An 11,391-nucleotide genomic window follows, 5' to 3' on the forward strand; every position below is an offset into this window, starting at 1 on the left:
GCGGTTGCGGGTGTCGAAGATGAAGGTGCATACCTGTTCGGCCAGGTGGTAGTCGAAGCAGTCGTGGTCGGTGAGGACCACCACGGCGTCCGCGGCGGCCAGCTCGTGCGAGGTGGCTTCGACCAGGTCGACGCCGTGGGGGAGCCGGAGGTCCCTGACGTACGGGTCGGCGGCGCGTACGCGCGCGCCGAGCTTGGCGAACGCAGCGGCCACCTCCAGCGCGGGAGACTCGCGGCAGTCGCCCACGTTCTTCTTGTACGACAGCCCGAGGAGAAGCAGCCTGCTGCCCTTGATGGCCTTGCCGTGCTCGTTCAGCGCCAGGCCGACGCGGTGCACCACCTGGTCGGGCATGCTTCGGTTGATGTCGTTGGCCAGCTCCACGAACCGGAAGTTGTGTCCCAGCCCCCGCTTGATGCTCCACGACAGGTACGACGGGTCGATGGGCAGGCAGTGCCCGCCGACGCCGGGCCCGGGGACGAAGCGCATGTAGCCGAACGGCTTCGTCGCGGCCGCGTCGATGGCCTCCCAGACGTCGATGCCGAGCTGGTGCGCGAAGATGCCCAGCTCGTTGACAAGGGCGATGTTGACGTGCCTGAAGGTGTTCTCCAGGAGCTTGCACAGCTCGGCGCTCTTGGGCGACGAGACCGGGACGACCTCCTGGACGATCCGCTCGTAGAAGCCCTGGACGCGCTTGAGCGACCGCTCGTCGATGCCGGACACGACTTTCGGCGTGTTCCCGAGGTTCCAGCGCTCGTTGCCCGGGTCGATGCGTTCGGGGCTGTAGCCGAGGTGGAAGTCGTCGGGCGCGCTGAGCTCGGACCCCTCCTCCAGCAGGGGGAGCAGGTACTCCTCCGTGGTGCCGGGGTAGGTGGTGGATTCCAGGATGACGGTGGCGCCCGGCCGGATCAGCGGGGCGATGGACCGTCCCGCGGCGGCGATGTGGCGGAGGTCAGGGGCGCCTTCGCACAGCGGCGTCGGAACGGTGATCACGCAGAGGTCGAAGCCTTCGGCGTCGGCGTAGTCGGTGCTGGCGAGGTAACGCCCGCTCCTGCCGGCGGCCGCCACCTGCTCGTCGGGGATGTCTTCGACGTACGACTCTCCGGCGTTCAACCGTTTGACGCGCCAGTCGTCCACGTCGATCCCCACGACGTCGAAGCCGGCGTCAACGGCTGCCATCGCCAGGGGCAGGCCCACATACCCCTGTCCGACGACCACCAATTTCTCTCTCATATCAGGACCCCCATCCGCTTGAGAGGAGATACGGCTGACTGTAGAAGTCGGATGGTCGTTCGCCGTAGACCCGCCCCCGATCCCGCGTGTCGCCGGGCAGCGGGAACGGCTCACAGAAGGGGGAAACCGGACGGTTCAGGGTGTGCCGGAAAAGAAAAAGGATGACCGCTATGCGCTGTAGCCGAAAGCGTGGAGGTGGTCGGCGAGGGAACGGTTCAGCAGCGCGAGCTGGTCGGGGGTGAGATTGCGGCGGAAGGCGTCGGTTCTGGAAACGGAGAACGTGTAGCGGGCGAAGCGCCGCTCGAAGTCGGCCGTCCACGGAAGGCCGAGGAATTCGAGGATGACGTCGATCTGCTTGCGCGGGTCGGCGATGAGGTCCTCGTAACGCACCTCCATCCACAGGTGGGACGGGATGCTCCGGCGGGCGAACGTGAACGCGTCCATCAGGGTCTTCCACCCGATGCCGGCGAGGTGGACCATCGAGCGCCCGGCGTCCTCCCACTCCTGCCGGTAGACCTCGGGCAGGGGGCCGAAGTGCCAGCCCGAGTGCCCGAGGTGGCCCCGCCACCAGGTCATCTGCAGCCAGGAGTTGGCCACGGCGCGGCCGTCGCGGACGATGTGGACGAAGCGCGCCTCGGGGAAGATCTCGTGGAGGAAGAGCGCGCGCGGCCAGCCGGTGAACTTGTGGAGGTAGTGCTCCACGCCCTCGGCCACGGCGCGTTCCTCGAAGAACCTGCGCATGCCCTGGGCCAGCCACGGGGTGACGTCGGCGGCCATGAGGTCGCGGAAGGAGTCGACGACCAGGGGCGAGACCTCCTTGCTGAGCACCCGCTGGCCCTCGCAGGGGCGCACGCGTTTGGCGGGGAAGTCGCCTGGCGTGCAGCGGTAGAGCCTGCTGCCGAGCCGCCTGATGAAGTTCGGTGCAAATGGCAGGCGTTCGTCCAAATTTGAGATGAAACCAACCTGCGAATGGCGGGCCAGGACTTCGTAGAGCAGGGTGGATCCACAGCGTCCGCTACCGATCAGGAAATTCAGCATGTGGGGCTCCTAGCTTTGGGGGCGCGTCAACGGCGCCCGTCCCGCCGGTCCACAGTAACGCACCTGTGAGTAGGGGCATGGGATATGGTGCGTACGGTCGGAAGTGTCGCTCTCCGTGCGGGCGTTCAGCGTGCGGGAAAAGGCCCGGCCATTCTGTGAACCGCCGTGCGGGCGGTGGCGCAACATAAAGAAAAGGCAAGGATATCGCCGTCGCCGGGGCGGGTGAATCCGCCATTGAGCCCGTATTCACCAGGCTTTTCCGCATGGATATGACGCCTGCTTCGATGGGGGCCTCCGCGGTCGCCACCCTCGCCCCGCCGGAGGGAGATCCCGGGCCCGCGCGCCGGGGGCCGATGTGGCGGCACCTCTCGCGCCGGCTGCCCGCGTTCGTCGCCGTGGCCGGCGTGGCGGCCGTCCTCGGGAGGTACGGCGTCGCGCTGCCCGACATGGCGGTGTTCGCCGGGTACCTGGCGCTGGCGGTGGCGCTGCCCGGCGTGCTGCTGGTGCGGGCGTGCTACCGGGGCGCTCTCACGCTGGTGGAGGAGCTCGCGCTCGGCCTGGTGCTCGGCTACGTCCTGGAGGTGCTCGCCTACATCGCGGCGCGGGCCGCCGGCGTGCCGCTGCTGGTGGTGGCCTGGCCGATCGCCACGTACGCGCTGTTCCTGGCGGTGCCCCGGCTGCGGCGGCACTGGCGCACGCCGCCCCGCCGGGACGTCCCCGCCTGGTGGTCGTGGGCGCTCGCCGTGACGGTCGTGTACCTGGCGGCGTGGAGCGCGGTCACGTTCTTCAGGTCCAACCCGCTGACCTGGCCCGACATGGGCACGGCGCACTTCGAGATGCCGTACCACCTCGCGCTGGTGGGCGAGCTGAAGCACCACATGCCGCCCACGGTGCCGCTCGTCGCAGGCGAGCCGCTGCTCTACCACTGGTTCGTGTACGCACACTTCGCGGCGTCCAGCTGGATCACCGGGCTGGAGCCGGTGGTGCTGCTGTTCAGGCTCGGCCCGCTGCCGATGCTCGTCGCGTTCGCCGTGCTGGTGGGCGTGATCGGCCGGCGGGTCACCGGCTCGCACGTGGGGGCGCTGCTGTCCATCGCGGGCTCGGTGTTCGTGGCCATCCCCAGCCTGCACCCCAACGCCAACGGGCTGCTGGTGTGGACCGGGGTCCAGCACACGCCGTTCACCGGCCCCACGCAGACGTTCGGCGCGGTGCTGTTCGCGCCGGTCGTCCTGCTGCTCGTGGACCTGTTCGAGCAGGGGCGTCTCAGCCGGGGGCGGTGGCTGCTGCTGGCCGTCTTCCTGGTCGGCGTGATGGGGGCGAAGGCGACGTACCTGCCGCTGCTCATCGCCGGGCTGCTCGCCGTCGCCGCGGTGACGGTGGTCGCACGGCGGAGGATCTCCTGGCCGGTGCCGGCCGTGCTCGGCATGGCGGCGGCGTGCTTCTGCTATGCGCAGGTGGTGCTGTTCGGCGGCGCCAAGCAGGGGATGGCCGTGGAGCCGCTCGCGCTCATGAGCCGGACGTGGGCCGACCTCACGCCGGGGGACGGGCCGGCGACCAGGGGCGCGCTCGCCGGGATCACGCTGGTCTTCCTGGCGTGCTGGCTGGTCACCTGGGCGGGCGTGTTCGGCCTGCTGAGCCGGCCGCGGGTGCTGCTCCAGCCCGCCGTGGCGCTCCTGCTCGGCATGTCGGCGGCGGGTTTCGGCGGCATTCTCCTGCTGGGGCATCCGCACCTGGGCCAGGGCTACTTCCTGCAGGCGGTCTACCCGTACCTGGCGGTGCTGGCGGCGTACGGGCTGGTCGTGGTGACGCGGCGGGAGCGGACGCCGCGCTGGGCGCTCGGCTGCGCCGTCGCCGGGGGGCTGCTGGTGGCGTACCTCATCCGTGTCCTGTGCGGGGTGGAGCTGCCGCTCGCGCCCGGCCGGCCCGAGGCGGCGCTGTACCTGCCGTACGCCGCGCTGCTGGGCGTCGCCGGCGTGGCCGCGGCGGCGGCCGTGCTGGCGCGCCGGGTCGTCCAGGCGTGGGCGTGCGTGATCGTGCTGGTCGCGAGCGCGGGCATGCCGTCGGCGTGGCAGGCGCGGGCCCAGCTCCTCCTGTCGAGAGTGCCGGGGGGCGAGGCGCAGGAGGTGAGCCACCCGTCGCCCGAGCAGGTGCCCCAGGGGACGCTCGCCGCGGGGCGGTGGCTGCGCGACCACTCGCTGCCGGACGACCTGGTCGCCACCAACGCGCACTGCCGGTGGGAGTACCCGGACGTCTGCGACAGCCGCCACTTCTGGCTGTCGGCGCTGTCGGAGCGGCGGATGCTCGTCGAGGGCTGGGCGTACACGGCGAGGAACCACGACCAGGCGGGGCCGGGGCTGCTGCCCGAGCACGTGCCGTTCTGGGACGCGGAGCTGTTCCGGCTGAACGGGCAGGTCTTCACCAAGCCGACGGCGGAGGCGCTGCGGCTGCTGCGGGACGGGTACGGGGTGCGCTGGCTGGTCGCCGAGAGGCCGATCCCGGAGGCGGCGGCGAGGCTGGGCGTGCTCGCGACGGCGCGGTTCCGCGAGGGGGACTACGCGGTCTACGAGCTGCGACCCCGCTGACCACCGCGACGCCCCCGAACCCCCCGGCCCGGGGCTGACCACCCCGAGCCCGGCCGCACGGCGGTGGGAGCGATGCGCGGACGCGGCGAGCTCAGAAGGGGGCATGAGAGGCGGGCCGAAGCTCGCGCAAGCCTGCTGGGAGCGGCCGGGATCGAGGTGGGGCAGGTCCAGGAGGTCGGGGGGCGAGGCGCTTGGGCGGGTCTGGGAGGGCCTGCCCCTTAGGTGGGGGATGATGGGCTCATATCAGCAGCGGCTGACAGCACCGGCCGTTGACGTCGGCCGTCCTGCAGCTCGACGAACAGTAGCGAGCAAGAGCAGATCAAGGCCCTGTCGCCGACGCGGCAAGGGATCTCAAGGGCTGGAGGGGCGGCCTTTGGGCGCGAGGGTCATCTGAAGAGAGCGAGGTCCTCGATGTAGCGGAGGGCCCCCGCAGAGAAGACCCATACGATCACCGCCGCCGAGAAGGCCAGAACTTGGGTTTTGAGCAGCCTGCCGACGATTCCCGTTCTGGAGAACGAGCAGAGATAAGCGAAGAGTAGGGCGGTGATGGGAGGCAGGACGAGTGCCGCCTTCAGGAGGTTGACGTGCCACCCTCCGACACAGGTGTCGCCACCGCACATCCCGGCCCAGCCGATCTCGATGAGGCCGACGAAGATGATCAAAAGCATGGCGAGGGCACCAACGCTGGCCACGGTGACCAGCACGAGGCGCTGCCGGGCCGTGATCGTTCGCTGGTCGTCGGGAGGGTTGTGCGGTGTCAATCGTCGCCTCCGATCAGCTCGTGGTGGCCAGTTGTCCTTATCCTGACATCGATCACGCGCCTACCTGGACGCGGGAGTGTAAGAACAACGGTGTAACTCCTGATCAAGGAGAACGCACTGATGAGTACTGTGATCCAGGCATCGACAGAGATCGACCTGGAGGACGCCGCCGTGGCGCGTACAGAGCCCAAGGACTCCGACAGGGAGCTGGTCGCCCGGCTGGTCGAGCAGGCCCGCGCCGACGGCGTGGAACTGGTCGGCGAGAACGGGCTGCTGGGCCGGCTGACCACACTGGTGCTGGAGTCCGCTCTCGAAGGTGAGATCACCGACCATCTCGGCTACGACAAGCACCAGCGGGGCGGGGGTGAGACGGGTAACAGCCGTAACGGCAGCCGGTCCAAGACCGTGCTCACCGACGTCGGGCCGGTCGAGATCAGCGTGCCGCGTGATCGGGACGGCAGCTTCGAGCCGAAGATCGTGCGCAAGCGGCAGCGGCGGCTGTCCGGGGTGGATGAGATGGTCATCTCTCTGGCCGGCAAGGGGCTGACCATCGGCGAGATCTCGGCGCATCTGGCCGAGGTCTACGGTGCGGAGGTGTCCAGGCAGACCATCTCCACCATCACCGACAAGGTCCTGGACGGCATGGCCGAGTGGCAGAACCGGCCGCTCGATGCCGTCTACCCGGTCATCTTCATCGACGCGATCCACGTGAAGCTGCGCGACGGCCAGGTGGCCAACCGGCCCGTCTACGTCGCGCCGGCCGTCACGGTCGACGGCGAACGGGACATCCTGGGGTTGTGGGCAGGCGACGGCGGCGAAGGGGCCAAGTTCTGGCTGCACGTGCTGACCGAGATCAAGAACCGCGGCGCCGGTGATGCGCTGATGGTGGTCTGCGACGGCCTCAAGGGGCTGCCGCAGGCCATCGAGCAGGTCTGGCCGAAGGCCGCGTCGTGCAGACGTGCGTCGTTCACCTGCTGCGCTCCTCCTTCCGGTACGCCGCCCGCCGGCACTGGGACGCCGTCGCCGAGGGGCTCAGGCCCGTCTGCACCGCGCCGACCGAGGCCGCGGCGCTGGAGCGGTTCATGGAGTTCGCTGAGACGTGGGGCGGCAGGTATCCGGCCATCGTGAAGTCGTGGGAGGACGCCTGGGCCGAATTCGTGCCCTTCCTCCACTTCGATGTCGAGATCCGCCGGGTGATCTGCTCGGCCAACGCCATCGAGTCGGTCAACGCCCGGATCCGGCGGGCGGTCAAGGCCCGCGGCCGCTTCCCGAACGAGCAGGCCGCGCTCAAGTGCGTCTACATGGCGATCATGAGCCTGGACCCGACCGGGCAAGGGCCGCAAACGCTGGATCACCCGCTGGAAAGCGGCTTTGAACGCGTTCGCCATCACCTTCGAAGGCCGCTTGGCCCCGGCCAGCCGATAACTAATCAAGATCGAGATACACCGTTGACTGGACACACCCGATGAACTCGTAGCAGCACAGCGCGGCAGCGAGGCCGAGAAAGGCCAGGTAGTTGCCGGAGTAGCGTTCGTAGCGGATGGTGAGCCGGCGATAGCCGGTCAGCCAGGACATGGTCCGCTCGATCACCAGCGATGCCGGCCTAAACGCTGGCTGGACCCGACTCCCTTGCGCGCGATCCGGACGGCGATGCGCCTGCCCGCAGCCATCGGCGCAAGTCATCGCGGTCATACGCCTTGTCCGCGTGGAGCTTCCCGGGCTTGCCGCACCTACCGTGGCGAGGATCCCGTCTCGTTTGGAGCTCGGTCACCATGGGCTTGAGGCCCTGGCTGTCGTGGGTGTTGCCAGATGAGACACCGACCACGACGGGCAGCCCGGACCGGTCGGACAGGACATGCATCTCGGAACCCGGCTTGCCCCGGTCCACGGGGCTCGGACCTGCAAGGTCGCCCCCCCTTTTCAGGTCGGGCAGGTTCGGAGGGGCCGGGGCGGGGGGACGGCCCCTTCGTTTTTGTTAGGCGGTGACTGTTTGGGTGAGTGGGGCGGAGGTGCTCGGTGCGAAGTCGATGGGCTCCTCGTGGTTGAAGGTGAGGCCGCCGATGAAGACGGCGACGACGCGGTGCTCGCCCGGCGGGAGCTTGATGGTCAGCCTGGCCGGGGTGTCGATGTCGTGGTAGGCGGTGCCGAGGACGGTCGAGCCCTCCTTGAACACCACGGTGCCGGTCGGCTTGACGCTGCCGCTGACCGCCGCGACCCTGGCCGTGAACGTGATGGGCTGGGCGCTGGTGGCCGGGTTGGGGCTTGAGGTGAGGGTCGTGGTCGTCGGCGGCTCGTTGGGCAGCCGGACGATGGTCATGCTCGGGGTGGGGAGCGAGCCGACGGTGCCGACGGTGTTGTTGAGGGCGAACAGGTGCCCCTGCGCGACGGCCTGGGCGGCGACCGCGATGGCGTTGCGGGCGATGGCGGTGCCGTAGAAGGTGGACTGCGGGCCGAGGGCGCCGCTGCCGGAGATCTGCCAGTAGACGTTCTTGGTCTGCGCTCCGCCGACGAGGTCGATGCTGCTCACCCTGTCGGTGGTGAGGTCGCCGGCCTGGAAGATGAACAGGGCGTCAGGGTCGGTCTGGGCGTCGAGGACGAGGCGGCCGTTCAGGCGGAAGTCGCCGGTGGTGGAGGCGTACACGCCGGGGGTCAGGGTGACGCCTCCGAGCTGGGGCGCGATGGTCGCGGTGGGGGCGCGGCCGGCGAGGTCGTCGTACGCGGCGACGATGTCGGCCTTGGCGGTGGCGGCGGTGGCGTCGCCGGCGTGGATGGTCCCCGTGACCCTGCCCGGCGGGAAGCCTTCCACCACGTCGCCGGGGCTCACCCCGAGGTCGCCCATCACGAGGGTGGGGTCGGTGTTGGTGACGGCGGTGCCGCCGAAGACGGCGAACGGCTCGGCGGCGCCGATGCTCACCGGCGGCGCCTTGGCGGCCTTCCCCTCGGGCCAGACGGTCGCGGTGGTGGCGAGGACAACGGTCGCCAGCGCGGTCAGCCGGAAGGACGTACTGGAGAAGATCTGGCGCCGGAAATGGGTGTTTATCATGCGATAACCCTTTTGTGTCCGTCGTGGGTGGTCGATGGCGCTGTCGAGCATGCCGATCGAGACGCTGAGTTTAGGGTCGGCCTGCACGGCGGACGGGGTGCGGGGAACAGGGGTCGCCCACTCTTTAGGTAAAACATGGTGCCGATCGCTAAGCGGATAAAAGGCGTTAGTTCCGCTTATTCGGAGTGATCCGATTTCAAGGTTAAGGCTGTTCGGATAGTAGGTGTTGGGGAGGGGTGCGCGTAAAGTCCCGGTCAAACGCGCAATCGGCCGAGGTCTTTAATGATCGCCAAAGGGTTCGTGCTTGTTACCGTTCGGGGCGTACGTAGCGGTGCATGCCTCGATGCCTCTCCGCGGCGAACGGCGTCATCTCACGATTTTTCGCGCTATTTCGTGAAGAATCTGGCGACATGGACTGATCGGTATCCCGCCCGCCTGGTCTCGACTGTACGGGCTCTGCGCGTAATCAAAGGAGTTGTGTCGCATGTCGATGTTCCATCGCGACGCGCCCGAACAACCAGCCGGCCCGGCCACGACCGCGACCCCGGCACCGCCCACGGCGGGGCCGAGCGGCTCGGTCGCGAAACCGAACGGGGCACCACCGGTGGTGGAGCCAGACGGCCCTCACAGGGGCGCGACCGCGAACGCGGCGGGGCCAGGGTGCCCTCCCGGGGGCGGGCTGGGGCAGGGCGCGGCACGGGCTCCTCGGCGCGCCCGCCGGCGCTGGCCGGCGGCGGCCCTGGCGGCTCTCCTCGCGATGGGCGTCGTCGTCGCGACGCCCGACACCACGGGAGCGCAGCCCATGCCCACGCTCATCGGAAACGCCGCGCCGTTCGCCGTCTTCGGCGGAAGCGCCGTCACCAACAGCAACCAGACCACCGTCACCGGAGACCTCGGGGTGAGCCCGGGGACGATCGTGACCGGGTTCCCGCCCGGCACGGTCCACGGCACCATCCACGCGGGCGACTCGACGGCCGCCACCGCCAAGGCCGACATCGTCGCCGCCTACAACAACCTGGCCGGCCGCACCCCCACGGCCACCATCGCGCCCCAGCTCGGAGGGCTCACCCTGACCCCCGGCGTGTACGCCTCCACCAGCGGGGACTTCCAGATCAACGGCCAGCTCGTCCTGGACGCGCAGGCCAACCCGGACGCCCTGTTCATCTTCAAGTGCGCCAATCTCACCACCGCCACCGTGAGCAGCATCTCCCTGGTCGGCGGCGCTCAGCCGGACAACGTCTACTGGCAGCTGTCCAGCAGCGGCACCCTCGGCGTCCAGTCCACCTTCTACGGCACCGCCATCGCCCAGAACGCGATCGCGGTGAACACCGAGGCCGGCGTCATCGGCCGGGTGTTCGCCGTGAACAACACCATCGGCATCGCCGGCTCCACCTCGGGCATCCAGACCGTCATCACCCGTCCCGACTGGCCGGCGACGACCACCACGCTCAGCTCCGCCCCGAACCCGGCGAACAGCGACGAGCAGATCACCTTCACCGCCGTCGTCCAGCCCGTCAGCCCCAACATCACCCCCGAGGGGCAGGTTGTCTTCAAGGACGGCGGCACGGCCATCGGCACGGGCTACCACTCCAGCCTGGGACCGGCGACGCTGACCACCACCCTCAGCCCGGGCCAGCACATCATCACCGCCGTCTATCTGGGCGGGGACACGTTCAACAACGAACAGGTCATCCACTTCGCGCCCAGCACGTCCGCGCCCATCACCCAGTTCGTGACGAGCGGCCTGTGGAACTCCTCCGACACCCCCAACGTCGCCTCCCAGAACGACCCCCAGGCGGTGACGGTGGGGACGAAGTTCACCTCGTCGTCGGACGGGCTGGTGACGGGGATCAGGTTCTACAAGGGGGCGGCGAACACCGGCACGCACACGGTGCTGCTCTGGACGACCGCCGGGCAGTTGCTGGCCAGCGCGACGTCCACCGGTGAGACCGCGTCGGGGTGGCAGGACGTGCAGTTCGCGGCGCCGGTGACGATCTCGGCGGGCACGACGTACGTCGCGGCCTACCACACCACGTCGGGGCGGTACTCGATCACGCGGCAGTACTTCGCGAACAGCAGGGTGAACCCGCCGTTGACGGCGCCGTCGGACGCGCAGGCGGGCGGCAACGGCGTGTACGCCTACGGCGCGTCGCCGACGTTCCCCACGAGCAGCTTCCAGGCCACGAACTACTGGGTCAATCCCATGTTCGTCTCCGGGGGGAGCCTGTGGACCGGCGCCGACACGCCGGACGTCGCCGCGCAGAACGACACGCAGCCGGTGACGGTGGGGGTGAGGTTCACCTCGTCGTCGAACGGGAACGTGACGGCCCTGCGGTTCTACAAGGGGCCGGCGAACAACGGCACGCACACGGTCGTCCTGTGGTCGAACACGGGGCAGGTGCTCGCCACGGCGACGTCCACGGGCGAGACCGTGTCGGGGTGGCAGGAGGTGGAGCTGCCCTCGCCGGTGCCCGTCACGGCGGGCACGACGTACGTGGCGTCGTACCACACGACGTCGGGGCGGTACGCGATGACGCGGCAGTACTTCGCGAACAGCAGGGTGAACCCGCCGTTGACGGCGCCGTCGGACGCGCAGGCGGGCGGCAACGGCGTGTACGTCTACGGCGCGTCGCCGGCGTTCCCCACGAGCAGCTTCCAGGCCACGAACTACTGGGTGGACGTCGTCTTCGCCGGGTAGCCCCGGGCGCGTGGGCCGACCGTAAGGATCGCGCAATGG

At 69.4% G+C, this 11,391-nt stretch carries 8 protein-coding genes and 1 pseudogene; 3 read left to right on the forward strand and 6 right to left on the reverse strand.

What is annotated here, in order from left to right:
- Together BMX74_RS00005 and BMX74_RS00010 are read right to left on the reverse strand one after the other, a co-directional pair.
- On the reverse strand, window positions 1-1,230 hold a 1,230-nt coding region (locus tag BMX74_RS00005), incomplete at its 3' end, for a nucleotide sugar dehydrogenase (RefSeq protein ID WP_091097999.1).
- Between the two features lie 168 nt (window positions 1,231-1,398).
- Window positions 1,399-2,268 (reverse strand): sulfotransferase family protein, encoded by an 870-nt coding sequence (locus tag BMX74_RS00010; RefSeq protein ID WP_082535494.1) that lies wholly within the window; start codon window positions 2,266-2,268, stop codon window positions 1,399-1,401.
- Between the two features lie 263 nt (window positions 2,269-2,531).
- Here BMX74_RS00010 and BMX74_RS00015 point away from each other — a divergent pair, with 263 nt between their 5' ends.
- Complete coding sequence (locus BMX74_RS00015) at window positions 2,532-4,850, forward strand: hypothetical protein (protein ID WP_143078496.1); 2,319 nt, start codon at window positions 2,532-2,534, stop codon at window positions 4,848-4,850.
- Between the two features lie 386 nt (window positions 4,851-5,236).
- On the opposite strand, the gene BMX74_RS00020 is transcribed toward BMX74_RS00015, so the two are convergent.
- Window positions 5,237-5,611, reverse strand: coding sequence for a hypothetical protein (locus BMX74_RS00020; RefSeq protein ID WP_091097376.1), 375 nt, complete (start codon window positions 5,609-5,611; stop codon window positions 5,237-5,239).
- Between the two features lie 120 nt (window positions 5,612-5,731).
- Between BMX74_RS00020 and BMX74_RS00025 the strand changes: the two are divergent.
- Window positions 5,732-7,036, forward strand: a pseudogene (locus BMX74_RS00025) (IS256 family transposase).
- Here BMX74_RS00025 and BMX74_RS44810 read toward each other — a convergent pair.
- The 3 genes from BMX74_RS44810 to BMX74_RS00035 all read right to left on the reverse strand — a co-directional run bounded on the left by BMX74_RS44810 (window position 7,037) and on the right by BMX74_RS00035 (window position 8,654).
- Window positions 7,037-7,303, reverse strand: coding sequence for a hypothetical protein (locus tag BMX74_RS44810; protein WP_218153853.1), 267 nt, complete (start codon window positions 7,301-7,303; stop codon window positions 7,037-7,039).
- Window positions 7,215-7,472, reverse strand: coding sequence for a transposase (locus BMX74_RS46545; RefSeq protein WP_420538112.1), 258 nt, complete (start codon window positions 7,470-7,472; stop codon window positions 7,215-7,217). Before BMX74_RS46545 ends, BMX74_RS44810 begins: the two co-directional genes overlap by 89 nt.
- A 114-nt stretch (window positions 7,473-7,586) precedes the next feature.
- Window positions 7,587-8,654 (reverse strand): ice-binding family protein, encoded by a 1,068-nt coding sequence (locus BMX74_RS00035; RefSeq protein WP_177227125.1) that lies wholly within the window; start codon window positions 8,652-8,654, stop codon window positions 7,587-7,589.
- A gap of 757 nt (window positions 8,655-9,411) precedes the next feature.
- Here BMX74_RS00035 and BMX74_RS00040 point away from each other — a divergent pair.
- Window positions 9,412-11,352 carry a DUF4082 domain-containing protein gene (locus BMX74_RS00040; protein ID WP_055507580.1) on the forward strand — a complete coding sequence of 647 codons (1,941 nt, stop codon included), beginning with the start codon at window positions 9,412-9,414 and terminating at the stop codon, window positions 11,350-11,352.
- The last annotated feature ends 39 nt before the right edge of the window (window positions 11,353-11,391 follow it).

The organism is Nonomuraea pusilla (assembly GCF_900109355.1).
GTDB classification, from domain to species: domain Bacteria; phylum Actinomycetota; class Actinomycetes; order Streptosporangiales; family Streptosporangiaceae; genus Nonomuraea; species Nonomuraea pusilla.